The sequence below is a fragment of the Desulfoferrobacter suflitae genome, assembly GCF_022603395.1.
Classification (GTDB): domain Bacteria; phylum Desulfobacterota; class Syntrophobacteria; order Syntrophobacterales; family Syntrophobacteraceae; genus Desulfoferrobacter; species Desulfoferrobacter suflitae.
Map to the genome: position 1 here is coordinate 277,253 of NZ_JAIBKA010000005.1, position 25,818 is coordinate 303,070.

General features: G+C 54.8%; 26 protein-coding genes. 14 read left to right on the plus strand and 12 right to left on the minus strand.

What is annotated here, in order from left to right; all coding sequences use genetic code 11:
* Positions 1–26: 26 nt before the first annotated feature.
* On the minus strand, positions 27–770 hold the full coding sequence (locus tag K1V27_RS11035; protein ID WP_258930048.1) for a class II glutamine amidotransferase: 744 nt from the start codon (positions 768–770) through the stop codon (positions 27–29).
* 5 nt (positions 771–775) lie between these two features.
* A complete protein-coding gene (locus tag K1V27_RS11040; protein ID WP_258930049.1) occupies positions 776–1,741 on the minus strand; it encodes an amidoligase family protein in 966 nt (321 codons plus the stop codon).
* 296 nt (positions 1,742–2,037) lie between these two features.
* Here K1V27_RS11040 and K1V27_RS11045 point away from each other — a divergent pair, with 296 nt between their 5' ends.
* The 9 genes from K1V27_RS11045 (at position 2,038) to K1V27_RS11085 (ending at position 9,149) form a co-directional block, all read left to right on the plus strand.
* Positions 2,038–2,514 carry a hypothetical protein gene (locus K1V27_RS11045; protein ID WP_258930050.1) on the plus strand — a complete coding sequence of 159 codons (477 nt, stop codon included), beginning with the start codon at positions 2,038–2,040 and terminating at the stop codon, positions 2,512–2,514.
* A gap of 279 nt (positions 2,515–2,793) precedes the next feature.
* On the plus strand, positions 2,794–3,225 hold the full coding sequence (locus tag K1V27_RS11050; RefSeq protein WP_258930051.1) for an FKBP-type peptidyl-prolyl cis-trans isomerase: 432 nt from the start codon (positions 2,794–2,796) through the stop codon (positions 3,223–3,225).
* Between the two features lie 416 nt (positions 3,226–3,641).
* Entirely contained in the window at positions 3,642–3,914 is a 273-nt protein-coding gene (locus K1V27_RS11055) for a hypothetical protein (RefSeq protein ID WP_258930052.1), read from the plus strand.
* A gap of 18 nt (positions 3,915–3,932) precedes the next feature.
* Positions 3,933–5,219 (plus strand): HesA/MoeB/ThiF family protein, encoded by a 1,287-nt coding sequence (locus K1V27_RS11060; RefSeq protein WP_258930053.1) that lies wholly within the window; start codon positions 3,933–3,935, stop codon positions 5,217–5,219.
* Positions 5,216–5,590, plus strand: coding sequence for a hypothetical protein (locus K1V27_RS11065; protein WP_258930054.1), 375 nt, complete (start codon positions 5,216–5,218; stop codon positions 5,588–5,590). The genes K1V27_RS11060 and K1V27_RS11065 overlap by 4 nt, the downstream gene beginning before the upstream one ends.
* An 18-nt stretch (positions 5,591–5,608) precedes the next feature.
* Entirely contained in the window at positions 5,609–6,724 is a 1,116-nt protein-coding gene (locus K1V27_RS11070; protein WP_258930055.1) for a hypothetical protein, read from the plus strand.
* 45 nt (positions 6,725–6,769) lie between these two features.
* Entirely contained in the window at positions 6,770–7,246 is a 477-nt protein-coding gene (locus tag K1V27_RS11075; RefSeq protein WP_258930056.1) for a hypothetical protein, read from the plus strand.
* The gene (locus K1V27_RS11080) at positions 7,243–8,376 is read left to right on the plus strand and encodes an AAA family ATPase (RefSeq protein ID WP_258930057.1); all 1,134 of its coding nucleotides are present in this window, start codon (positions 7,243–7,245) and stop codon (positions 8,374–8,376) included. Before K1V27_RS11075 ends, K1V27_RS11080 begins: the two co-directional genes overlap by 4 nt.
* On the plus strand, positions 8,349–9,149 hold the full coding sequence (locus K1V27_RS11085) for a hypothetical protein (RefSeq protein WP_258930058.1): 801 nt from the start codon (positions 8,349–8,351) through the stop codon (positions 9,147–9,149). The genes K1V27_RS11080 and K1V27_RS11085 overlap by 28 nt, the downstream gene beginning before the upstream one ends.
* Positions 9,150–9,157: 8 nt before the next feature.
* On the opposite strand, the gene K1V27_RS11090 is transcribed toward K1V27_RS11085, so the two are convergent.
* Complete coding sequence (locus K1V27_RS11090) at positions 9,158–10,078, minus strand: tetratricopeptide repeat protein (protein WP_258930059.1); 921 nt, start codon at positions 10,076–10,078, stop codon at positions 9,158–9,160.
* Positions 10,079–10,403: 325 nt separating this feature from the next.
* Between K1V27_RS11090 and K1V27_RS11095 the strand changes: the two genes are divergently transcribed.
* On the plus strand, positions 10,404–10,805 hold the full coding sequence (locus K1V27_RS11095; RefSeq protein ID WP_258930060.1) for a DUF5663 domain-containing protein: 402 nt from the start codon (positions 10,404–10,406) through the stop codon (positions 10,803–10,805).
* Positions 10,806–10,917: 112 nt separating this feature from the next.
* Complete coding sequence (locus tag K1V27_RS11100; RefSeq protein ID WP_258930061.1) at positions 10,918–11,184, plus strand: Ogr/Delta-like zinc finger protein; 267 nt, start codon at positions 10,918–10,920, stop codon at positions 11,182–11,184.
* A gap of 138 nt (positions 11,185–11,322) precedes the next feature.
* Here K1V27_RS11100 and K1V27_RS11105 read toward each other — a convergent pair whose 3' ends face one another.
* From K1V27_RS11105 to sat, 9 genes are all read right to left on the minus strand, one after another.
* Positions 11,323–12,096: a YkgJ family cysteine cluster protein gene (locus K1V27_RS11105; protein ID WP_258930062.1), complete on the minus strand. Its 774-nt coding sequence runs from the start codon at positions 12,094–12,096 to the stop codon at positions 11,323–11,325.
* A 13-nt stretch (positions 12,097–12,109) separates the two neighbouring features.
* Positions 12,110–12,847 carry a YkgJ family cysteine cluster protein gene (locus K1V27_RS11110; protein ID WP_258930063.1) on the minus strand — a complete coding sequence of 246 codons (738 nt, stop codon included), beginning with the start codon at positions 12,845–12,847 and terminating at the stop codon, positions 12,110–12,112.
* The gene (locus tag K1V27_RS11115) at positions 12,831–13,100 is read right to left on the minus strand and encodes a hypothetical protein (RefSeq protein WP_258930064.1); all 270 of its coding nucleotides are present in this window, start codon (positions 13,098–13,100) and stop codon (positions 12,831–12,833) included. The genes K1V27_RS11110 and K1V27_RS11115 overlap by 17 nt, the downstream gene beginning before the upstream one ends.
* 77 nt (positions 13,101–13,177) lie before the next feature.
* Positions 13,178–14,341: a (Fe-S)-binding protein gene (locus K1V27_RS11120; protein ID WP_258930065.1), complete on the minus strand. Its 1,164-nt coding sequence runs from the start codon at positions 14,339–14,341 to the stop codon at positions 13,178–13,180.
* A gap of 12 nt (positions 14,342–14,353) precedes the next feature.
* Positions 14,354–16,573, minus strand: coding sequence for a hydrogenase iron-sulfur subunit (locus K1V27_RS11125; protein WP_258930066.1), 2,220 nt, complete (start codon positions 16,571–16,573; stop codon positions 14,354–14,356).
* 3 nt (positions 16,574–16,576) lie between these two features.
* Positions 16,577–17,845 (minus strand): FAD-dependent oxidoreductase, encoded by a 1,269-nt coding sequence (locus K1V27_RS11130; RefSeq protein WP_258930067.1) that lies wholly within the window; start codon positions 17,843–17,845, stop codon positions 16,577–16,579.
* A 255-nt stretch (positions 17,846–18,100) separates the two neighbouring features.
* Positions 18,101–20,008 (minus strand): adenylyl-sulfate reductase subunit alpha, encoded by a 1,908-nt coding sequence (gene aprA / locus K1V27_RS11135; RefSeq protein WP_258930068.1) that lies wholly within the window; start codon positions 20,006–20,008, stop codon positions 18,101–18,103.
* A gap of 20 nt (positions 20,009–20,028) precedes the next feature.
* Complete coding sequence (gene aprB, locus K1V27_RS11140; RefSeq protein WP_258930069.1) at positions 20,029–20,472, minus strand: adenylyl-sulfate reductase subunit beta; 444 nt, start codon at positions 20,470–20,472, stop codon at positions 20,029–20,031.
* Positions 20,473–20,658: 186 nt separating this feature from the next.
* Entirely contained in the window at positions 20,659–21,888 is a 1,230-nt protein-coding gene (sat, locus tag K1V27_RS11145; protein ID WP_258930070.1) for a sulfate adenylyltransferase, read from the minus strand.
* 524 nt (positions 21,889–22,412) lie between these two features.
* Here sat and K1V27_RS11150 point away from each other — a divergent pair.
* The 3 genes from K1V27_RS11150 (at position 22,413) to K1V27_RS11160 (ending at position 25,787) form a co-directional block, all read left to right on the plus strand.
* On the plus strand, positions 22,413–23,456 hold the full coding sequence (locus K1V27_RS11150; protein ID WP_258930071.1) for a potassium channel family protein: 1,044 nt from the start codon (positions 22,413–22,415) through the stop codon (positions 23,454–23,456).
* Positions 23,457–23,714: 258 nt separating this feature from the next.
* Positions 23,715–24,896 (plus strand): acetyl-CoA C-acetyltransferase, encoded by a 1,182-nt coding sequence (locus tag K1V27_RS11155; protein ID WP_258930072.1) that lies wholly within the window; start codon positions 23,715–23,717, stop codon positions 24,894–24,896.
* A gap of 99 nt (positions 24,897–24,995) precedes the next feature.
* Positions 24,996–25,787 carry an enoyl-CoA hydratase-related protein gene (locus K1V27_RS11160; RefSeq protein ID WP_258930073.1) on the plus strand — a complete coding sequence of 264 codons (792 nt, stop codon included), beginning with the start codon at positions 24,996–24,998 and terminating at the stop codon, positions 25,785–25,787.
* The last annotated feature ends 31 nt before the right edge of the window (positions 25,788–25,818 follow it).

Sequence of the window (25,818 nt, forward strand, 5' to 3'; positions counted from 1 at the left end):
AATTCAAAAAACATATTGCCGGGATGCTAAACCACATCCCCCAGATAGAGTAAATCCGGCCCGGCGATGACCAGAAGCTTGCCCAGGGTAGCGGGCTCAGGACGGATAGTGATCCAGTCTTTATCACTCAACCCTTCCTTGATAGAAGTCAGAATCAGGCTGTTGCCGGAACTCTCCGTTTCTCGCAGGAGCATCAGTTGACGAAAATTGCAGAAGGCAAAAAGCACCGATTCATTGGCTAGAAAAAACGCATAGTTTCCCGGGTATTCGGTAACCATGTTCTTGATGCTCTTAACCAGCGACCGGCCGAGACTGCCATACGGTGTATAGCGCAGATAGGAGACCAGCTGGTCGCGCAAATACTCAAACACGCGAGCAGGGTAGACATCCACATCGATTCGCGGCTCATGGGCGGTCTTATACTCTTCTATTCCATCGATCAGCCCGACATGCACAAAAAGCCATGCATGGTCGAGAAAGGAGAGGGCGAAGGGATGGTTGTGGGCGGTGTGCCGCCCCCCGCTCAAGGGGCAGCTGATGTGCGACACAATGATTCGGCTGTCAACAACCCGCGCCAGCCTCTGGAAGCTCTCATGCACCTGTTCCTGACTGTAGACCCGTTCTGAGGATTTCTCGATCAGTGCGTGGTTGTCACGAAAAAATCCGATCCCCCAACCGTTCATATTCCTTTGGCTCTTTTCCGCAAAGATCGGCAGGTATTCCTGGGCGGTGTAATTGACCCCCGATGAGAGTGCAAAAATGTCACACATTCAATTCACGTCCCTTCGATGCTTTCCAAACCATGCGCCCGCTTTGTTCGCCAACCTTTGATGCGATCCATGTGACCAAACGCAAGGTAGACCTTATAGATGGTCTTCATCCACTTGTTGGCATCGGCGTAATATTCGATCAGCGGGATATGCCCATCACTCAGCTCAACCAGAAACTGGGTGAAGATGATCCACTGCATGGCTTCATCCACGTCATGCAGGACCGCGGAATGATAGCGAAATTCGATGGTCGATCGATACCAGTAGGAATGCAGATTGAGCCCGTGATAGCGGGTCATGTCATAGCGTTCGGATCGTTTGCAGTCGGGATCATACCTGTTCTCGACAGAGTACCAGAGCTGCTTGACCCGGCAGCCGTTGTTCCTGCATTGATCTTCGCAGGAATCAAGCTTGAGCAGCACTTCGATGTCCAGGTCCATGGGCCGGCAGGTATCTTTGTCCCTGCGATTGCCGTCTATGAGCAAATACAGATAATCTTCCATGGGGTAGACGATTCTCACCAGCTCCTTGAGGTTCTTGCAATCATAACGCTGGGAATCGACCCCGTGATGGACATGAAACCCGCATGATGCATCTATTTGCACACCTTTTATTTGACCGAGCAGGCGAAAACAGCGATACGCCTCCACCAGGCCATCCAGGCCGCGCAATATCGGGCTTATCAACTCGACACCGCCTCGATGGACAATGGATGAATCTTCCTCAAGGCGCCAGGCGCCCTCTTCCGAGCCAAACTTCACGCCATAACTCTCGAGCAAATCGCTGAAGCTTCTCCCATCTTTTGTTTTTGAGTGAATGTTGTGCACCTTGATTCTGCCGTTGTCAGGCGGCAAGAGGTAATAATCGAGGCCATAAAACTCGATTTCCACTCCAAAAGGCCGTTCGGTAAAGTATTGGAGCATGGGATACTTGTCTTTGAGTTTTGATTCCAGCTTTCGAGACCCTTCCATGAATGGCTCCTCCTAGGGTATCGCAGGTTAACCTCAGCTGTGGTGCAGTTTATGCCGCCTGGTCTCATTGGCAGAGGAGAGAAACCGAATATCCAGAAGATCCCCTGTTAGCGAGTCTCAGAAAAATTAGAAACGCACTCTGTTTTTATAACCATTTTAGTGTACCATGAACCATTCTGGACAACAATCATGGAATCATATTGGGGGCTGTTTTGCCGGGTTTTGCCCGGTCGCCCCGGGCCGGTTTAGACGAAGCACCGGCCGCCTGTTTCCGGGGTTCGAGGGCGGGATGAAAGATGGGGGGAAGCGTGGGCGACATGACCCGTTTTGACGACCGACAACACAGGGACAAGCCATTGGAAAACTCGACGCAGCCGCGCACCGACCCGGGCGCACAAATGACGCACATCAAGCACCTGGTGGCCGCCTGCTGGAGCTTTGATCCGGGCAAGCCTGTGACGGCGGAAGAACTTCTGGACCACGCCGGAGCCGCCCTGCTGCCGCTGTTTCATACCCCACCCATCGGCCCGATTCCGGCCTACCTTGAGCCCCACCATCATGTGCACCAGTGCGTTGCGGAGTATGAAGAGAGGCTCGAGGAACTGGATCGGTGGAAAGCCCGACAGCTTTGCTCATGGCTCAGGCAACGAGTCGGCGACGAGTTCATGATTCAGAACAAAGCCTACAGGCTGCACATGCAAGAAGCCGATACGGATGTTGCAGCACGTTACTGGCTCCAACCAATCCGGCAGTTTCCCGGTAGCCCGGGTTGATTTACGAAGCCCGGCAAAAACAGGCGTTGGGTTCCGTCACGCGCTACGCGTGCCTCTACCGAACCTACAGCAAAAACATGCTCCTGCAAACTACAGCAGGCTGTTCGGGAAAGGGATATTGTTCTCCCCCCCGAGGGGCAGAGGTTGGTCTCGGACAGGCCTCGGCACTCATCGGGCACAAATTCGGAATCACTGTCGGATTTGTCGCATCGAGTTGACAGACCAAAACTATCACTGTTATCCTATGGCCTACTTTTGGACTGAAAGGATGGAAGAAACATGTCGCAGGCGAAACTGGGCGATCAAGTGAGAGTTCATTACATTGGAACTTTGGAGGGCGGCGCGGTTTTCAGTTCCACCTATGAGGAGAAAGAGCCTTTTGTATTCACCATTGGAGAGGGGAACGTACTCGCCGGCTTTGAACAGGCCGTGGTCGGAATGAGTGAGGGAGAGACAAAAACCATTACAATCCCCCCCGACCAGGCCTACGGTCAGCACAGGAAGGAATTTGTGTTCAACATGGAAAAGGCATCCGTCCCCGCCAATCTCGAACTGCAGTTGGGGAAGAAACTGCAGGTTCGGCTGAGCGGAGGCACAACGGCCGTGGCAACCATTCAGGCGATTACCGACGACAGCGTCATCCTTGACGCCAATGACCCGTTGGCGGGGAAAACGCTGGTGTTTCAAATAAAACTTTTGGAAATCCTCTAGCGTGTTAAAATTTTAATGTTAAGTTAAAATTCGATTATGACTGCTCGACTGAACTAATGGAAGCCATCTCACTTTCGTTTGCGTGCGCCGACTCCGTTTGAAGTGCTCGATCTCATTCACTTGCGGCCGACGCTTTTCGCTGGAAGCCGACACACTTCCCACTTCCACCTGAATCCCTCTCTAACGACTCTTCTCCGCCTGTTGGAGTTCCTGCAGTAAATTTCCAGGCGGCGTTCATCATTTTAACCGACCCTGCTGCGCTGCCGAGGAAATGGAAAAGGCACGGATCGTGGCTGCAGAGCCTGCACCCAACAACAACGCGTTCCGGCAGGCCGCCCGAGAATGGCAACTGCCTCTCCCCCGGGGCGGAGGGATTGGTCCGGCGGCCTCCCGGCAACCCAACCGAGGAGCGAATCATGTCAATCATGTGGTTCTATGATGAAGCCAGGGAAATGCAAGAGTATCAAAACTTGAGCGAAGCTGTCCGCGGGCTGGAGAGGGAATACCTGGAAATTCGAGTTCTGCTGCGTGACGCGGAGAACAGTCTGAAGCAAGATCCCGAAAGCGACTATCTGGCGGCAAAGGTCAAGTATCTCAGGAAACGTCTGGCCGATCTTGAAAAAGAAGCGCCCAGGCTCGCTTCCGATGTGCCCCTGGAGATAGCTCTGTTTACCCCGCCCCATGGATAAGCGGCGTAGCGGTTCGCGATGGCCACGACCGATAACTTTGCCGAGGATGCTCGACTGGACAGACAACTGCGCATCGAGGGATGGAACCAGAGCGCATTGGAGAACGCCAGGATTGCTGTGGTGGGCGACGACGATCTGTTGTCATCTGTGTTTTTGATGTCCCTTTCCGCGCTGGGGGTGAACCGGGCCGTCGTCATTGCACCGTCGCTTCATCCGGCATTTGTCGAAATTGCCCGGGGAGTGAATGCGTTTTTTGAGCTCGCACACCTGCAGGGATTTTACACCCATTCGAGCCTGGATGACCTGTTCGGCGGTTGCCGGGTCATCGTGGATTTGAGCCATTACGGACTTGCAAACAAGCTGTTGCTGGCCAAGGGGTTCCTGGAAGGAATACCGATTGTCAGGGGTTTCTGCTGCGAACAGCTGGATGAACAGGGTTTTAAAGTCTTTACCTATGTGCGCGGACGCGAATGGCGGGAAATCGAGCAGTTGATATCTCCACAAAACCTGCCGGCCCAGCATTTTGACGACGCCGTGCTGGATACGATCATCGCCGGCATTGTCCTGGAGGAAACCAAAAACCTACTGATGGGCAGGGTGGTCTCTGATGAAATCATCGCCTACCATCGCCACACATTGACTTCGGCGGCAAAAGCGGATCATCTGCTGGTGGTCGGTGCAGGCGCCCTGGGTGTTTTTGTTGGAATGGGACTTGCCCATTCGGGCTATCACAACATCACATTCATGGATCCAGATACAGTCGATGTGACCAATTTAAACAGACAGGTGTTGTTCTACGATGCTGTGGGTGAGAGCAAAGCGCAAGCGCTGGCCAGGAAACTGAACGAGCTTTGTCGAGTGAATTCCCGCGGCCGGGTTGAAGCGTTCGCCGCCACTACCGACCTGGCCGCCTACGATGCGGTTTTCGACTGTGTCGACAATTTTGAAGCGCGCATCGCACTGAGTGAACGGTGTGAAGAGAAGGGCAAGGTGCTGATCAGCGGCGGGACCAGCGCGGAGGCCGGGCAGGTGGTGGTTTATACGCCCGCGGAGAAAGGCCCCACACCGGCGCAGTTGCTGGGCTTGTACGATATCGTTGCCGGCCGCCCCGGGGAGCATCACCGCAAAGAACGAGCTTCCTGCGTGCATCAACCCGATCCGTCGGTCATCATGACCAACCAGATTGCCGCTGGTTTTATGGTGGATAGCTATCGAGTGCTTTCCAGCGGTCAGGAACCGGAGAATATTTTTTATAATTCCAGGAGCCATGAAAGAATTTTGAAGGAAAGGAGACATCTGACATGACACAGGCAGAATTGACCAAGGATCATGCATTGGATAACGCTCGCCAGGTGATGCCGCTGGTGCTGGAAATCCTCCCGGGCCATGCGGCCGAAGGTTTGATCGGCGTCTATGAACCGGGGAGCTACGAAACCGAGCCTTTGCGCAAGATGTGTGAAAAAGTCCTGAACAAAGGAAACTTGAGCATTGAGGAACAACTTATCTGGGAAGACATCGCCAGGCAACTGGACGGCGGGAGACTGTTTTGCCGGGGTCAGGACATTGGAGGAACCGCACTGGAGTTTGCCCAGCTGGAGCAAACCGAGGCGGGGGAAAAATATTACTATGTGCCGGTACGAGCGATAAAGCCGCAGGAAGGCGGCATGTTCAAATGAGGATCGGATTGGTGGACTATGCGGCGACTGCTGGATTCTAACCTCGTGTTTTTTATCGAATCCGATTTTGTGTACATGCCTCTGCTGCTGGATCCATCCATCGACAGGGAGGCCCGAGCCCTGTCAGAGGCGCGAGGGCCAACCAGGAAAAGAGCGCCAACAGGGGAGAACATCATCATCCGGCAGGACGGCATGCAATTTGTCAAAACGTTCAACCTGTTCTCTCTGGTAAACAACTTCAAAGCGATTAACGCCCATGAATATCATCGCATGAGGGAGGCATGCCTGCACCAATACCGGCTTAACGGTGACGCCGACAATGTCTTTGGCGACGAAATGCTCAACCGGATCCTGTTTCTGATCCTGCCGCACTTTATAAAGACGAGCCGGGGGTGGCAGCGAAGCCGCCCGTCTCGGGAAGAACTGCTGGACTTCATCGTGAGCAAAATCGACATTCCCCCTAAATATGTGGCCGATGCCGCCGCGTTTCTTGATTTGCAGCCGCTGGAAAATATCCTGAAAAGCATGGACGATCAGAAGCCGGCGCTGCAGCCGCCCGCGGGAGGCGTGCTGACCTCAAGCGAACTGAGCGCCTGGCTGCAGGAAGCGGTGCAGGCGAACATTTTGACCTCCGAGTATGCTCGCCTGAGCAGGGCGCTGAAGCTGCGCCGGCAACTGCTGCGGGCCAAACCGGAACACATTGCATTGTTTCTCTACATTGCGGATTTCGGATCTATAGAAATTGCGGGCTTTGGCTTTGCGCGGATGAAATCGCCGCGAGATTACCTGGTTTACAAGCGGACCGGGGAATATGTGCTCAAGGATTATTACGGTAGACCCTACCTCTTTCCGGACTGCAGAGTCGCAGTGTCGACATATGCTCCCGCCAGGCCCTTCGTCATGGAAAAATACAAACACCCGTTTTTGCGCGGCTATCAGAGTAACCAGGAAATTTGTATGAAGCCCGTTGAAACTTCCGGCAAGCCTTCCCCGGAGACCATTATCAGGTCCCTGGAGGAAGGCATAACGGCGTTGCGTTACGGTTACGACCCGCGTCGCCGCAACGGCTATCACAGTCTGGATAAGACCTACATCTATATCCCCACCATAACATTTGAAGAATACCGGATATGAATGACCGCTGAGGGATATGTCGAATTTCTATAAAGTGGGGACCGCATGGATCTGCTCCAGAGTATCAAGTCGAAGCGGGCGAAACAAAAGAAAAAAGACCCTGTTGCGCGGGATGTGTTCACGCGGGTTGGCTGGATCGTAAGACAGAACGGTCTTGATGAGGGTTTCCTGAGAATGCTTGATCCAGCGGCCAACGACGCTTGGCAAACACGGCTCGGAGCTGCCCGGGTCAGGCTCAAGACAAGGACCGAGCTCCCCTTGTTCTTCCTTGCAACCCAGGAAGAATACAGGTTGATCAGGGCAATTCTCAGGGCCGTTGACAACCCTTACCTCGAGTTCGCCAATACGCCTGACGAGATCCTGTGGTGCCGCTACTTGTTTCGGCTCAACCCTGCAATCCCGCAAGACAGACTGATACGGTTTCATTTTGAAACGCTCGTTCTGCACGAGCAGGACAAGGTAGGCGGCGGCCTTGCAGGGGTGCCCCCGCCAGGGACCGGAAAGCGGAATTTGAGCCCATGAAGATGGACGACCGAATGCCCGGGCAGCGTCAGGAGCGCATCCAGGAAAAAATCACCCAGATGAAGACGGGCCAGGAAATGGAAGCCGTCCAGGAGATCATCGATTTTAACAAGACTCCTGCTCAGTTCAAGGCACAGATGGACCGGTTTGTCATCGGGCAGGAACAGGGCAAAAAGATCCTGTCTACAGCCGTTACATTCCACTACAGGCGACTCGGTCAAGCCCTGAGAAAATGGCTGACAGAAAACGACGGCAGTATAGACCTTGCTTTGCGCCATACCCTGACCCCCAGAGCCAATATAATGGTGATCGGCCCCACCGGCTGCGGCAAAACCTACAGCAGTGAAACAGCTTCCCGGCTGGTCGGTGTATCCTTCGTGCATGAAGACCTGACCAAATTCAGTGAAGTCGGCTACGTTGGCCAGAACGTCGGCGATATTCTGGTGGATTTGCTGCTGGCCGCGGGGGGCAACACCAGCGTGGCTCAGATGGGCGTCGTGTATATCGATGAAATAGACAAGATTGCCGGCGAGAGCTCCGTCGGCAGAGATGTCTCGGGCCGGGGCGTTCAAAAGGGACTGCTGCATCTGGTGGACGGATCGGAAAACACCGTGCAGATCGGCAAAGAGAGAATTCCCCTTTCAACCAAACATATCCTTTTCATCGCTGGCGGAGCCTTTGAGAATTTGGACGTGGTGGTCAAGAAGCGCATGGCCCGCCAGGGGCTTGTTGGAAACTGGCGCCATTTTTTGACGGCCGACGACCTGGTGGCATTTGGCATGGAAAGACAACTCATGGGGCGCTTCCCGGTAAAAGTCGTCTACGATCCATTGACAACCGAGGACCTCAAGAACATTATGCTCAAGAGCGAGGACAGTGCCCTGCTGGCCTACACCCATGACCTGGGGACATGGGGCATCGATCTGGAATTCACCGAGGATGCACTGACCGAAGTCGCCCACCGAGCTCAGCAGGAAGGAACCGGCGCGCGCGGTCTGATCAGCGTGCTGCACCGGGTGTTGCTGGAGGACATGTTCCGCCTGCCGGGAACCTTCACCGGTAGATTGTTGGTGGACCAGGAGTACGTGCAGGATAGACTGAGATGCGATTCAAGAACCTTTCCCAACTGAAGCGGCCGCAGATTTTCGAGAAAACCCTGGGAAGCCTGCCGCAAAAGCTTGCAATGACATCGTATGCCGGCCACAAGGCATTCAAGATTTGTGAACTGGTCGCCGCGATTTTCCAGGAGAGTTACGAATGGTATGGCTTCACGCTCGCCGAGAAAGCCCGGCCGGAGCTCGTGGTGGACATCGGTTTGCCGAGAAATGACCTGAACCTCTCCGACTACGCCACCCTCGGTGGCGACACGATCGCAGCATACCAGGAAACGTTGCCCCATGATCTGATCATCAACGGATGGATTCACTCCCATGGGGCCCTCCACTACAAGAGTTTCTCAAACACTGATGCAGACAATCACCGCACCGTTCTGAACTTCGTTGCCGCCGGCACCAGAAGACCTCTGGCCAAAAGGCAGATAGCCATCCAGGATCTGCAATTGCTGGTGAAAGACAGTTTCACGGATGAGGACCTGCGCCGGGGCAGCGTCGCTCTCATAACGGATGCACCGATAACTGAAGCCAGAATATTGGAAACGATTTACGGCAGTTTCTGTTACTGTGTGGTGGTCGGAGACGGCGGGTGGCACAACCAGGAAATTCACTACCGGGAAAAGGGCATTCTTTCAGGTTATACCAAGGTGGGAAGCCGAGCGGCGGATCTCCTATTCATCGATACAGACAAAACATTTACCCGGGTTGACATAGACCTCTTGACCAAAGAGGTGGAAGAAAAAATTCGGCCGAACCTCAATCCACCCTTGGAAACAATGGAGCGGATGTAGCCGGAATTCTATCGCGACTCCGGCTCATCCAGCAAGCGAAGGCATCTTTGGGCATCGGCGTAGTCGCCATTGATCGCCATGGCCATGTGATAATCCAGCCGCGCCTCTTCATAGCGACCCAGCCTCTGCCAGGCCATGCCGCGATTGCAGTAGGCCTCGCAAAAATTGGGATTGAGCCCAATGGCTGCGCCATAGTCCGCAATGGCCGCCTCGACATCGTTGCCGAGAAACTTCATGTTTCCCCTGTTGTTGTATGCATTGGCATAGCCTGGATTGACCCGCACGGCTTTCTCATAATCCTCCCGGGCGGCCATGAAGCTGCCGTTTCTTTCCTTGTACAGCCCGCGACTGTTGAGCACATTGGCCGCCAGGAGCGGCAGAGGAAATTCGGTAAAATCTCCAGAAGTGCGACAATTGAAGCCTTGGGGGTCGGTGTTGTCAATGTCGATGATCTGCTCCCCAATCCTGAGCCGGTTGAGTACATGCTCGGAATCCATCAGCAGGGAAAGCTGCAGCCCCGCCCGCAAGCCCAGCACGGAGAAAAGAGACGTGAGTCCCACGCAGGTCCCAACCGGACGATTCACATCGGGGTCCAGTTGAGCATCAATCGCCTCGGTGAGAAAAAAAGAGGCACCAAACCGTTTCGGCTTGCTGGTCCAAAGATAATCAAACATACAGCGGGCGAATGATCGATGCCGGTAGAGGGGCAGCTGTACATACCGGGCGGGGCTTTCTTTTATGCATTTGCTCTGGCAGCGGACGAATACAGCATCTATTTTCCGTTGATAGGCCTTGATCGCTTCATCTTCCTTCAGACCGGCGAGAACCAGCAGGACTTTCTCCAGCAAGACCGATCTTCCCTCCCTGATGTCCGCAAGGAGCTCTGTTTCGCAGCCTGGAGCCTCAAGGAATGTAGTAGTGTCCCTCATAACGCTCCCGCATAAAGCTGATCGTCAGACGCACTTGGCCGCGTGTGTCGGGCAGAGTGTCTCGACCCGAGCAATTCCAATGTATTGAATCCCTTGTCACAAAGAGCTGTCCGAAGGCGAGAATTCCGCTCATGGCCGATTAGCGGATCGGCCCTAACATACCGTGCAGCCAAGTTCTTGCCGAAAAAATCAAAAAACTGGTCCCTTTAACGAGTTAATGTTAGAATTTTTATTTGAACGAAGTCGGCATGACACGCCACAATAGTCCACAACGGTGCATAGCATAATCTATTTCGCCGGTAGACGTTAAGGAGAATGAAGACCCATGAAGCAACAAACACCTTTGGCCCCTGATCTGATGAAAGCCAAACCGGCCGCCCCCTTGCGCAATCCATACATCGTGAACTTTTGCAGGGTTTTGATCGAAAAAAAAGGCGAACAGCTCGAACCTGAAATTCAAAAAAAGCTGGCGGATGACATGTATCGACTATTTGAAAACATGCTGGGTCAGAATATGATCAAAGCCCTGCCGGATGACCTGCGCAAACACTACCTGAACCTGACGGAAGACCTCAGTTCCCTTGATTACGACGCGATAGGTGAAGTCTTTGACGAGAGCATTCCGCATTACCAGGAGATCATGAAGGAAACCATGAAGCAGTTTGCCGAGATTTTCATGCGCAACCGCAAATTTGATCCCCTGGATTATCCGGTCGCGTTGGAATAGCTTTGCACCATTTATTCATCAAATCCCGCCTGTTTGCTCTTGTTTTCACGAGCACCAGTGCTTATTACAATTGGCGAATGATTCTTGAATAGGTGAGAGAGGAGAACAACCGATGAACGAAGATAAGACCATCTGCCCGCATTGCGGCGAAAAAATGAAGAAGTGGCGCACTCCCGATTATGGTACCTGGAGTGCCGAGTATTTTTATGTTTGTTTTAACGACAAATGTTCCTATTACGTCAAGGGTTGGGAGCACATGGAAAAAACCCTGCAGCAATCCTGCTCCTACCGGCATCGCTACGACCCCGATACCGGCCATTGCGGGCCGTTGCCGGTGTGGTCGGAAGACGCCTGCAAGTCCGGCATTATTCAGGAATAGGCGCAGGAACCGACGGCACCTGACACGACAGCGGGGAATCAACGGATCCCCCGCTTTGGTTTTTTCTGCGGGACGCGCACATCCCGGCGCCGTGATCATGCCGCAGCCTGGCCCGGCGGAACGCCGCAAAGCCTGGCCCTATTGCTGCCGCAGGGTGAGTTCGGGTTCGTTGCAAAGAGAAAACTTCAGCCATTTGAATGCCAACCTCAACAACACTTCATCGTCTCCCCCGAGCGCTTCCACTTCCTGCGCAGGCACATCAAACGCCTGCAGAAAACGGCTCTGTAAAACGAACCGGCGAAACTGGTCGAGATTATAGCTGGCGAGGAAAAACATTTGCTGCTGTTTTTCCGAAAGGGACCCGTTGCGCAATCGGGCATGAGTGATGATCGCCATCCACAGGTTGTTCAACTGGTGGTAAATCTCCAGACCTTGGTCCGCAATCCAGGCGTCAGGCGCCCACAACCGATCTTCGTCGAATCCTTTGCAATGGGCCTCCCGCAGCACATAATAATCCTCCTGCACGCTGCCGTGCCGGCGATTCATGCGGGAAGCCCTGGCCAGCGGGTAGATGCGGCAGGCCGAGGGACGGTCTGCATATATCCGGCACCCCGCGGAGGAGACGAAGGGACACGTGCTGCGATCATTGTCCTGCATCTTAAGGTAGATCATCGGCAGGTTTTTGCCTTCGTCCCACCGCACGTGCGTGTAGTTATCGAGAAACTCGCCGGCATCCAGCGCCAGACAGCTTTTCAGTCGAACGATATCATACGGCGTCAGCAACAGGTTGAGATCTCGGCAGCATTCCGTGAAGCAGGGCACCCCCGGATGGCAACGGAAGCGAAGCCCTTCTCGGGGCAGCCGCTGCAGTATATCCCGAATAGAGCCAGGGGCTGTGTCTTGTAAGGTCATCGAATTTCCTCGTTTAAAGAAGCTCTTCCATTTGGCCGCGAATGTATCTCAATGCCAGCCTGAGCAGTCTCTCCGGATCAGCTTCAGCCGCTTTTACCGTCTCCTCATCCAGTTCATAAAAAGAGCAGAACCGAGGGTCTTTGAGCAGCTCCGCAAAGCGGTCCAAATCGTAGGCCAGATACAGAAGCTTGCCCACGCCGGGTTGCGTTTTTCCGCAAGCGATAAGATCGGCGGGAAGGATTGCCTGAAACACACGATCCATCTCTACATAGGGTTCTACCCCCTGATCGTCCAGCCATTCCTGGACCGTCAAAACGGTCGTTTCTCTCAGGCCCAGACAGCGCTCCTGGTTGACAATGGGCTGATACGCGCCTTCCTGATCGGCCAGATCCAGAGGATACATGCGGCATGCCCAGGGGCGGTCCGAGTACACGCTGCAGCCTTCATTGGTCACCAGCCTGCAATACAGTGATGTCGGGTCCATGGCCAACTGCACAACGGGCAGATGCGACTGCCTGGCGAGAAAATGCCGCGTGTACTTGTGCAGAAATTCAGCCGCAGAGATTCCCAGCCGCGTGCGCAACCGCAACACGTCGTACGGGGTCAGGTAGATGTTGACGTCTCGGCAGCACTGGGTGAAGCAGGGAAGATCGGCGTGGCATCTGAAATGAAACGGGGTCGAACGGCTGAGTAAAGTCCTTTTTTCTGATGGAACCGGACACATGAGAGTCCCTCTACTTTTGTTGTTCATCCAGTAAAGAGACCTCATAGTCTCTAAACTTGGGGTTGCCATGGATCAATTTTTCAACCACCGAGAGCGATTGCGGGTCCGCACAGACAACGAAGTTACAGTGGCACTTGCGGTCGCATTGCCTGCAAAAGTAGTCTTCATCCAGAGAATTCCCACAATGGCAAAACGGCTCCATAACGAGCTGGTTGTCTTCCCAGCTTGCCACATAATAATCCTGCTTGCGCAAGCTCAGTTCCTTTAGATTCACCTTCATGCACTACTCGCTTTCTCATTGATGCCGACAAAAAAAGCCGGGCGGAGATCAACTCCGCCCCACATGACACAAATCTCTTAAGCCAGAGACGCTGCGAGAATTTCGGAGAGTTCGTTGATCTCCAGCACCTCTTGTTTATCCATGCTGTTGCACGCATCGGTCAACATATTCAGGCAGTACGGGCAGGAAGTCGTCAGGATCTCAGCTCCCTTGCCGACGGCGTCACTGATCCGCAGTTCGCCAAAGCGTTCTCCCATGGGGACTTCCGCCCAGATGCGGCCGCCGCCGCCGGCACAGCAAAGGCTCATTTCCCGGCAGCGCGTCAACTCCAGCGTCTCGGCCCCTGGAACTGCCGCCAAAAGCTTGCGCGGAGCCTCATAAATGCCGCTGTGCCGCCCAAGGTAGCAGGGGTCGTGGAACGCGACCCTTTTCCCCAAACTCTCGGGGAATGACAATTTCCCGTCTTCCAGGAGCTGCTCCAGCAGCTGCGTGTAGTGGATGACTTCCCATTCTCCACCGAGCTCGGGATATTCGTTCTGAAACGTCCAAAGGCAATGGGGTGACGTGGTGATGATTTTCTTCACACCCTTGTCGTTAAACAGCTTGATGTTGGATTGGGCCAATTTCTGGAAAAGCTCTTCATCCCCGAGCTTGCGCATGCTTTCCCCACAGCAGCTTTCTTCCGCCCCGATGACGCCAAAGCTCACTCCGGCGCGCTGCAAAAGCCTGGTGATGCTCTTGGCCACTTTGGTGCTGCGCTGATCATAGCAGGAGTGGCAGCAAACGAACAAAAAGTATTCCTTGTCCCCATCAAATTGGGGCACATCCAGCCCCTGCTGCCAATCCGTGCGTTTTTCCCGGGGACCCGACCAGGGGTTTCCCTGGGCATGTGCGCTGCCCAGGATGGGGCGCAGATTGGCCGGCGCCATTCCCGCCCCGACAATGCTGGAGCGCATGCCGCGCACGTTATCCACAATTTTCACCCCGCGTGGGCAGTTGGTTTGACACATGCTGCAAGTGGAGCAGGCAAACAGCACCTGCTCGTCTTCAAAACCTTCCATGCCCATTTGCCCGAGGCGCTGCATGTGACGGATATTGAATTTTTCACTGATTTCTCCGGGCACGAGCCGCCACGGGCACAGGTTGGTGCAGAGCCCGCACTGCATGCACCAGTTGAGCGTTTCCGCCCCCATTCCAGTGATGTAGTCTCTCATTTCGAGGGAAACGTACTTTGGTTCCATAGTCGATCACTCCTAGTAGCCTTTGTAAGGGTTAGGTCCCACTTCATCCAGTTTGGCTGCAAAACTATCCAGGATCTCCGGCAATTTGCTGTAGTCCGCAATGGATATCTGTTCCAGCCGGACGCGTTCGGATTCCAGCACGAGTCGATTCAGGGTCTCCTGGATCTTGCTCATGCGGATGTTGGCCAACTCACTCCCCTTGATAAAATGGCACTGATAATCGTCGCCATGTTTACAGCCCAACAGCAAAATTCCGTCGATTCCTTTGGAGAGTGCGTCCGCAATCCACACCAGATTCATGGACCCCAGACAGCGCACCGGAACGATACGCACCCACGGATTATAACTCATCCGCCGGATGCCGCTCATGTCGAGGGCAGGGTAAGCGTCATTTTCACAGGCAAGCACCAGAATGCGGGGCTTTTCCTCGTATTCATCCGGCACGTCGATGCTCTTGATGGCATTGCCGATCATCCCCACCGAGTAGTTCTTGAACGAGATGATTCGTTCCGGACAGGCACCCATGCACACGCCGCAGCGTCGACAGCGGGTCGGATTGGGCAGCGGGTTGGCCTTTTCGTCTTCGTTGATGGCGCCAAACGGGCATTCCTCGGTACAGCGCTTGCACTGGGTGCAGCGCTGCATGAAAAATTCCGGATAGGTCAAATCCCCGGCTCGCGGGTGAACCGCCTTGCCTTCCGAGACCATTTGCACACACTGAATTGCCTTGAGCGCCGCACCGGTTGCATCGTCCACGGCCCGCCAGTAATCCATCGGGGCGCGCACCGATCCGGCCGGATAGATGCCGGTACGCCGGGATTCATACGGAAAACAGATGAAGTGTGAATCGGGAAATCCGTATTTCAGCGCCGGCAGTTCAGGACCCTGCCGATAGTCGAGGTTCAAATTGTTGGAGACCACGATGGTGTCTTCCGGGACCGCCAGCTCCTCCTCGCCCTCCTTGGGCTCCTGAACCTTGAATTTTTTGCCCAGGGCGGTGGTCGGCACCATGCCGGTGGCCAAAACCACCACATCGACACTCTCGGACATGACCGGGGATCCGGTCAATACATCATCGGCGCTGACCACCAAACCGCCGGAACCGTCCTCTTCCACACCGGTCACATCACCGCGCACAAAAATGACGCCATCCTTCTGTAATTGTTTGTATAACAGCTCGTAGGTGCCGTGCGCCCGCAGGTCTTTGTAAAAAATATAGACGGGAGTCTCCGGGTTGGCCTGCTTGAAATACTTGGCCTGCTTGAGCGATTCCACGCAGCACGCCGCGGAACAGTAGGGCAGATGCTTTGGATCGCGCGATCCGGCGCACAGGATAAAAGCTGCACCGGTGATCGGCTGCCCATTGGAAGGACGCTTGACATCGCCGGACTTGAACATCGATTCGAGCTGTGCCGCAGTGATGACGTCGGCTGATTTTCCAAAACCAAGATGTTCCAGTTTCGCCGCATCATAAGGGATGGCCCCGGTGGCAAGGACGATGGCCCCGACCCGCTCATCGGCGACACCGCCGTTTTGCTGAATCTGCACATCAAACATACAGGGAGCACCGGAAATCTTGGCAATCTGTGCGTTGGTATACACCTTAACGGCCGGCTGGTCGGTCACTTGCCCAGTCACAGCACCCAGATCGAAATCCTGCAGCTCTTCATAAGGCGGGCGCGAAGGCGGGAGCTTATGCACCTCTTTGAGATACCCGCCCAATTGATCACTCTTTTCCACCAGCACAACTTCGTAGCCCGCCTTGTTTGCCTCACTGGCGGCGGTGATCCCGGCCAGGCCGCCGCCGACCACCAGGATTTTCCTGCTGAGATCTTCCGCCATGAAGGGTTCCGCCGGCTGCATCTCTTTGGCCTTGGTGATCCCCATGCGCAGCTGATCCTGCGCCATCATCTGGGTGTCCTCATCATTGGGTGGATGGGACCAGACCACCTGCTCACGCAAATTGACCCGCTCACAAACCTTATCGACACCGAAATCGAACACGTCGGTCATGACTCTGGGCGAACAAGCCGCAATGACGATCGTATTTATGCCTTCATTTTCCAAGTCGTGCTTGATTTCCGCAACGCCTTCCCGACTGCACAGAAATGCATTCTGCCGGCACACGGCCGCCTCATATTCATCCGTTGCAACGCCCGCCAGAGCATCTATCTCCAAAGCGTCGCCAATGCCGCAACCAGTGCAGATATAGACACCAATCTTTTTTTCCATGAGTTACCTCCTGAATGTCGCCTGAATAGCCTTGAGAGCCGCTGCCGTGGCATCCTGGACGCTTGTCGCCACATCGACCGGTTTCTTTACGCACCCTGCGCCAATGATCCCGCCCGTGGGCTGCTCGCCGAGCATGAACCCATGCTCATCGCAAGCTGCTTCGGCCGGCACTTTGTCGGTAGCAGACGCCGGCACCATGCCCGTGGCCAAAACAACCAAATCGAATTGATCTTTGAGGATCTTTCCGCTGCTCTGGTCTTCCACCTGAACCGTGACCATTCCCGTTGTGGAATCTTCCGTGATTTCTCCGGCTTTCCCCTTGATCAGGGTCACCCGCTCATCCGCCTGAACCTTGGTAAAAAAATCCTCGTACTTGCCAAGGGCTCGGATATCAATATAGAAAATCGTCGCCTGCGCTTCGGGGTTTTGCTCGAGAAGGTAGGTCGCCTGCTTGAGAGAAGCCAAACAACAGACCCCGGAACAATACGCCAGATGATTCTCATCGCGTGATCCGGCACACTGGACAAACGCCACCCGGCCAGCTTGCCTGTTATCCGAAAGCCGGACAATCCGACCGTTGGTCGGACCGTTATATGCGGCCAGCCGTTCCATCATTACGTTGGAGATGACATTTTTGTGCTTGCCGAACCCGTAGTAACCTATCTTGCCCGCATCGTAGGGTTCCCAGCCGGTCGCCCAGATGACGGCGCCAACTTTCAGGTCGAAGGTGCTCGGCTGCATGTCCAAATCGATGGCGTCGTAAGGGCAGGCCGCCTTGATGGCGGCGGCCTCCTCGCTGCCGATGACCTCGGGGGCAAGCACATAGCGCATGGGGAATGCAAACTCGTGCGGAAGATAAGCCGCCTTTACCGTGTCCAGTCCGTAGTTGAACGGGTTGGCGATGTGCGTTGTCGCCGCCTCCGCACACGCTCCGCATCCGGTGCACTTGTCGTTCACATAGCGGGGGGAGCTCTTCAGCGTTATATCGAAGTTGCCTGCCTCGCCAACGATCTTTTCCACTTCGGTCATGGTGAAAAAACGTATCAAAGGATTATTTCTGATGCGGCGAAAATTGATTTCCAGCCCGCAATTGGGCGGGCACAGCTTGGGAAAGTATTTGTTCATTCTTGAGACGCGGCCGCCGAGGTAAGGTTCCCGTTCCACAAGATACACCTGAAAACCAGCCTCAGCAGCCTCCAGGGCGGCACTTAACCCGCTCATGCCGCCTCCCACCACCAGAATGCTCCGTTCTCCGTTTTGCCCTTGAGCCATAAGATTTTCCTCCATACGTTAACATTGCCAAAAAGGAATACTATTCAATCCTGCAGTGCGGGAATGCTCTATTCAATTTATAAAAACTATTTATGATAACGCACAAGTGAAAAAAATTTCAACCGTGAAACGGACAGATTCAAAAGGAAATGGAGGCAATGGGAAGTATGCCGGGGAGCAGATGCCTTGAGGCAGAAAAACAAAAACCTCCGGGTGCGGGCACCCGGAGGTCGGGGTCTAACGGACTAGTTTAACTTATACATCCAGATGAACAACGGGGACCTTCTTCATGGTCCACTCGCCGGTCTTGGGATCCCATACGGAGTTGACGAACACCTTCCAGTTCGACTCATCCATCTTGGGGAAGTCGGCCCGGTAGTAATATCCCGGCCAACGGCTTTCTTCGCGGAACATCACGTGGCGCAGGTGGCTCTCGGCGATCCACATGCGGTTGACGTTTTCCCAGACGCGCAGCAGCTCGTGCAGGTTCTCGGCTGCCAGCTTCTCGGAGTCTTCCTTCAGCATGCCAAGCAGTTCCAGGCCTCTTTCCAGAAGATGCTTATTGGTGGTGAACTGAGCGCTAACACCGGCGCAATATTCATCCATGATCTTCTGCAGGCGGAACATGAACATCTTGGGCTTCATGAAGTTGGGGTTGATGTTGGGATCACTGGACAGCCCCTGGAATTCTTCAAACCGTGCCAAAGGAGCGAGAATGGTCTTCTTCAGCTCTTCCACCTTGGCATCGTCCATCTTGGGCATGCTGTTGTTGTCCAGAATGTACGCGATGGCGCCCTTGGCGGTGATGCGGCCTTCCGCATGGGAGCCGGAGGAGAACTTATGGCTGGAGGCACCGGCACCGTCACCACAGGTGAACAGACCCTTAACGGTGGTCATGTGATTGTACACACCGATGGGCTCCCACTGCTTCTTGTACTCTGCAGGCATTACATCTTCGGGACCACAGACCCAGGCGCCGGAAGCACCGGAGTGGGAACCGATGAAGTAAGGTTCGGCCGCTGCGATTTCAGAAGATCTTTCTTCCGGGGCAATGTTCATACCGGCCCACAACAGAGCCTGGCTGATGGTCATATCCAGGAAGTCTTCCCAGGCTTCGCTTTCCAGTTCCTTCATTTTCTTCTTGAAGGCCTTGGGATCGTCTTTGTACTTGGCAGCCAGGTTGGCAATGGCCTCTTCCGTCCTCATGTAGATGGGACCCTTGCCTTCCATGATATCTTCCATACCCAGCCAGTTACGCAGGTTGGCCGGAATCGGCTTGGCGGTGCCGTAAGGAGCCCAGTTGGGCAGCTCGTCGGCGCGCTCAACCATGTATTCGCCACCCATCGCGTTGGTTGCACGGGATTTGAACAGCAGGAACCATGCCCCAACCGGACCGTAACCGTCTTTGAAGCGGACCGGAATGAAGCGCACCTCCTGGCAGGTCATTTCCGCACCGGCGCGAATGGTGAAATATGCGGTGGAGCCGGAGTTCCAGGGCGGATACCAGGCACGACCAAGACCTTCACCCACGGAACGCGGACGGAATACGTGTACCGCGCCACCCATGGCAGCGATGGTTGCCTTGGCATTGAATACGTAGAACTTGTTTTCGCGTGTGCTGAAGCCAACGGCGCCGGCGATTCTGTCGCCGTCCATCACCGGTTCGACTACAAATACGCGCTCGAACAGCTCGCCCTTGTCGCCCATTGTTGCCAGAGCATTCTTGGCCGCTTCGGCGACGATTACCTTGTAGGACTCACCGTTGATCATGATCTGCCAGCGGCCTTCGTGTACGTACTTGCCATCGGCGTCTTTCCAGATGGGCAGGCCCCATTTTTCGAACAGATGCACGGATGAATCAACGTGGCGCGCGATATCATAGACCAGGTCTTCACGGGAGATGCCCATCAGATCCTGGCGGACATATTTCACGTAATCTTCCAGGGTGTTGTCGCCTTCGCCATAACCGATGTACTGGTTGATAGCGGAGAGACCCATGGCTACTGCACCGGAACGGTCCATGGCAGCCTTGTCAACTACGGTCACCTTCAATCCATGCTTCTTTGCCCAGTATGCAGCTTCAAACACGGCGCCAGTGGCCGACATACCACCGCCTATGATGAGCAGATCGGTATCGACTTTTACAGTTTCAAAATTTTGCATATCTACACCTCCTTAGGGGGTTATTTCTTCAAGGTTGGAAGCTCTTTGGCCCAGGTGGAAGCAGGCTCGGTACAAAGCACGGGGCTCTTGATATCATCGGTGCCGGTCTCAAAGCCCGCCAACGGGTCCGCCTTGCCTTCAGGAGTGGTACGGATGGGGAACTTGAAGCGTTTGAGCGAACCGTTGCGGAATTTCACCGTCCACATGATGTCCTCGGAACCACGCAGAGGCACAACCGAAGCTCCCATGGGGACAAAGTCGGCGTAGGCGCGTACGTCGATGGCTTGCTGGGGGCAGATCTTTACGCAGTTGTAGCATTCCCAGCACATCTCGGGTTCCATGTTCCAGGCTTTCATTTTCTCTTTGTCTAAAATCATAAGGTCATTGGGGCAGATATACATACATGCGGTCTTGTCCTGCCCTTTGCAACCATCGCATTTCTCCAGAATTACATAACTTGGCATAACTTTACCTCCTGATGGGTTCTTCTTTTTTCATTGGCCTGAACTATTCCTGATGTTAGGAACTCCCGTTGCGGATCCTTACACCTCCTTTCTCAACACAAGGCTACCCCCCTCGGGCGAGCAGCACAGTGCTCCTTGGAAAAGGGGGGCATTCCTCACTTGATGGATTATGGAGATTATGCACCGTTACTTTTTAACATCACCCGTAGCTGCACCGTGGAGTTTGATTTCCACCTTATCTTCCAGACCTTGATAGTACTCCTGCAGCACCGCCACTACCTCAGGACGCGAAAATTCCTTGGGCAATTCGCCGCCTTCCGAGAGAGTCTTGCGCACCATGGTGCCGGAAAGCAACAGACGATCTTCCTTGCCGTGCGGGCAGGTACGCATGGATGCCATGCCCTGACATTTGAAGCAGTGGAACGTCCAGTCGATTTTGAGAGGCCTCAGGATCAGAGCGTCCTCGGGAATTTCGTCGAAGATCTTCTGGGCGTCGAATGGACCGTAGTAATCCCCCACGCCGGCATGGTCGCGACCGACGATGAGATGGCTGCAGCCGTAGTTTTGGCGGAACACTGCGTGCAGCAGAGCTTCGCGGGGACCGGCGTAACGCATTTCTGCAGGGTAGCCACCTTGCACCACGGTGTTCTTCACGAAGTAGTTTTCTACCAGCACGTTGATGGCTTTGACGCGAACGTCGGCCGGAATGTCCCCGGCTTTAAGCTTGCCCACCAGCTGGTGAATGTACAGGCCGTCCATCACTTCGACGGCGATCTTGGCGAGAAATTCATGGCTGCGGTGCATCGGGTTGCGCAGCTGCAGAGCCGCTACTCTGGCCCAACCCAGATCGTCGAAAATTTTGCGTGCTTCCGCCGGCCGCTGATACACTTCTTTGAACTGCGTGGGGTAGAAGCTCTCACTGATCACTTTGACGGGACCAGCCAGGTTGACTTCCTTTTGCGCCATTACCTTCTGCACACCCGGATGGCCTTCGGCGTCATCCGTCCAGAAAACCGACTTGCACTCATGCACCTTATCGATGGTGTATTTCTCGGTCACTTTCATGGTACCGAGGATTTCGTTGTTTTCTTCGTCAAGGAGAGCCACTTCTTCGTTGGCGCCGATGCTGTCGGCCAGAGCCTTGTCGGCAGAGAGGGTGATGGGAATCGGCCAGAACACGCCGTCCGCCATCAAGTACTTGTCACAGACGCCCTTCCAGTCATCGTAGCCCATGAAGCCATCCAGCGGAGTGAAGGCACCAATGCCCAGCATGATCAGGTCGGATGCTTCGCGGCTTGTCATCGGTACCACTTTGAGCTTTTTCGCTTTTTCCTTTTCGGCGGCCAGCGCTTCACCTTCAAGCAGCAACGGTTTTAATTTTTGTTCTTTTCCATGGGGAGGAACCAGCTTCGACATTTCTTATTCTCCTTGAGTATATGGTTTTGGGACTTTGACTTGAAACCGCCATTTCACTCGCAGCCAGGTGCTTGTGCAATATGTTGCAAGGTCATTATAGGTGAGGTCCATCGGTTGTCAAGCGAAAAATGATGCAATTTTTCACAAGCACAACCGTGCGACCACCTCATCAAATAAAGCGGTACACGACAACCCGCCGCGCCTTTAAACGGAATCCGGATATCCTTGCGGCAATGCCTCCCGTCAGCGACCAGCCCAACTTCAAGTGAAGAAGCTCACAATCATATTAACCGCCTTAATACCACCGGCGCGTTCAATATGCAAGCACCATTGCACCGCAGGTCATGCCGCCACCAAGGCACCACCCCGACAGGTGCACCCTCGGCCCGGCGCTCCCCATCCCGGCCTGCCGACCCGCATCACTTTCTTTCTATTAGCACTGAAATGAAGTATGAATGAGCTTTACCGGTATTGCGGCGAGAAGCTGCTCTTTACAATTTGCATTACTGCAGGATGGAACCACCATGAAGAACCCCTGGATCATATCCACCGGGCGCCACGTTGTGATCCTGTTCGGCTTGTCCTCACTGCTGATTGCATTCGGGACCCTCGGCTATATGCTCATCGAGGGGTTTTCTCTGCTGGATGCTCTCTTCATGACCGTCATCACCCTCACCACGGTCGGTTTTGGCGAAGTCAGGCCGCTGGACGAAGCGGGACGTCTTTTTACCATTGCCCTGATCATGCTGGGAGCCGGTTTCGTGGCCTACAACCTGGCCTACTTCACCCAGCTCCTGTTGGATGGCAATCTATTGGAATTATACCGGAGGCGGAAAGTGCGCAAGCAGTTGGAACAATTGAAAAACCACTACATCATTTGCGGCTACGGCCAAATGGGGCAGATCGTGGCCCGCGAATTGAGAGCCTACCATGTCCCTATCGTGATCATTGAAAATGAGGAATCAGCCCTCATCCGGCTCCAGGAAAAGGGATTTCTTCATCTTGGAGGCGATGCCACCGAGGAAGAAAATCTCCTCGCCGCCGGCATCGAGAGAGCCGCAGGGCTCGTGTCGGTGGTCTTCAAAGACACCGATAACGTGTTTATTGTTCTGACCGCCCGGGACCTCAACAAGGATCTGTTCATCTGTGGCAGGGCGAGCACCCCCGGCACCGAAAAAAGGCTCCTCAAGGCGGGCGCCAACCGGGTGGTTTCGCCCTATGCCAGCAGCGCCCTGCGTATCGCTCACCAGATCCTGCGACCGACGGTCACCGACTTCCTCGAGCTGGCATTGTCCGGCGAGGGCATGGAGCTCAGCATGGAAGAAATTCAGCTTCCCGAAGGGGCCGACATCGTCGGCAAGGACCTGATGAACTCGGGCATTCGCAGTCAGTATAATTTGATCATCGTCGCCATTAAACGAAGCGACGGCACCATGGTCTACAATCCTTCCCCCAGGGAGGTGCTGCGCGCCGGAGATATTTTGGTTGCCATCGGTCCGCAGGAAAACCTGGGACAATTTGGCAGCCGCATTTATGGCCGCCCCCATCCGGCCTTCAAACCCTGCTGATCGTGGCCCAGGTTTGGTTTGACAAAGGCCAACCAATTCCCTATAAACAAACGAATTTTGATCAAACTTACCAATGGATTGAGCCCACTGACTGAGGCTGATACACAGGATACATTGGAAGATGGCGGGCTAGCCCGTATCCGGCGGGGCAACGGTTTCCCTCCCCGCCGGTGCGGACTTTAGTCAATGAACATGGAAATTCGAATGCGGCCGAGCGAATCGAGTTAACGCAGCACACACGCCATGGAGGTACCAACAATGGAACAAGCAGTTATTGTCCACGCTGTCCGAACGCCCGTAGGCAGTTATGGAAGATCATTGACAAAAACTTCAGCGGTCGACCTCGGGGTCATCGCCCTCAAGGAAGCATTCCGCAGAACCGGCCTGAAACCCGATGACGTTGACGAAGTCATTCTCGGTAACGTTCTGCAGGCCGGGCAGGGGCAGAACCCGGCACGCCAGGTTGCCATCAAATCCGGCATCCCCAAGGAAGTCCCCGCTTTTACCATCAACAAGGTCTGCGCCTCCGGTCTCAAATCGGTGTTTCTGGCTGCTCAGGCCGTCATGCTGGGTGACGCCGAAACGGTCGTGGCAGGCGGAATCGAAAACATGAGCCAGACTCCCTACGGCGTGAGGGAGGCCCGCTGGGGGCAGCGCATGGGGGATACCAAGCTGGTTGACCTGATGATCCTGGACGGACTCTGGGACGCGTTCAACGGGTACCATATGGGCAATACAGCGGAAAATGTCGCGGCCAAGTTCACGATCAGCCGGGAAGAACAGGATCAATTCGCCCTGGCGAGCCAGCAGAAAGCTGAAGCCGCCATCAAGAGCGGCTATTTCAAGGACGAAATCGTTCCGGTTCCCCTACCCCAGCGCAAAGGCGACCCCATTTTGTTCGACACCGACGAGCACCCCCGTTTTGGAACCACTCTGGAAGCGCTGCAAAAGCTGAAACCGGCCTTCAAGGCCGACGGCACCGTGACCGCGGGCAATGCCAGCGGCATCAACGACGGGGCCGCCATCATCCTCGTGATGTCGGCCGGCAAAGCCGAATCGCTGGGCTTGGAGCCAATGGCGGTCATCCGCTCATACGCCTCCAGCGGTGTAGACCCTGCGATCATGGGAATCGGCCCGGTGCGGGCAAGCCAGAGAGCCCTGAAGAGGATCGGCTGGACGGTGGATCAATTGGATTTGATTGAGGCCAACGAGGCCTTTGCCTCCCAAGCCATTGCCGTCAATCGCGAAATGCAATGGGACCTGTCGCGGGTCAATGTGAGCGGCGGGGCCATCGCCCTGGGACATCCCATCGGCGCGTCGGGCGCACGCATCCTGACCACCCTTTTGTATGGCATGAAGCGTCTGGGAGCCAAAACGGGACTGGCCACCCTGTGCATCGGCGGCGGTCAGGGGGCGGCCATCATCGTTGAACGCCCCTAGGAGGCGGTCCGCGAACGGTAGAATACCGAGTCGGCAACGCTTAATTCGTACCCGGACAGCTCCCGAGCGAGCGCAAATTCTTTGCTACAGGAGGCCCCTATGAGCTACGAAAATATTCTTTTTGAAGTGAACCAAGGAGTTGCAATTCTCACCTTCAACAGACCCAAAGCCTTGAACGCTCTCAGTCCCAAAACCCTGGAAGAAGTGGCCGAGGTGCTCGACCTGGTGAAAAAAGACCAGGGGGTCCGCGTGCTGCTGCTCACTGGAGCCGGAGACAAGGCATTCATAGCCGGCGCCGATATCACCGAGTTCCAGAAGATGAATCCTTTGGAGGCCCGCCAGTTTGCCGAGAGAGGCCAGGAGATATTTTTCCAGCTGGAGCAACTCGCCATCCCGGTCATCGCCGTCGTCAACGGCTTCGCTCTGGGCGGCGGTTGCGAAATCGCCATGAGTTGCGATTTCATTTATGCTTCCGACAAGGCCAAATTCGGTCAGCCGGAAATCAATCTGGGCATCATTCCCGGTTTTGGCGGGACTCAACGACTGGCCCGGTTGGTGGGCAGAGCAAAAGCCAAGGAGCTCTGCATGACCGCTGAAATGATTGACGCCCAACAGGCGAAGGATCTCGGCCTGGTGGCGAAAGTATTTCCGGCGGAGCAATTGATGGCGGAAGCCGGGAAAGTGGCCGCCGCCCTGGCGGCCAAAGGACCGGTTGCCCTGCGCGCCATCAAGCAGGTCATTGATCGCGGCTGCGATGTGGACTTGAAAAGCGGCTGCGCCCTGGAGGCAGAGTCGTTTGCGGTCTGTTTTGCCAGTCAGGATGCCGGAGAAGGTGTGGCTGCGTTCCTGGAAAAGCGCAAGCCGAACTTTCAAGGGACTCTCACGAACTAACCTTTTCCAATGATATTTTTCCCCGGCGTTT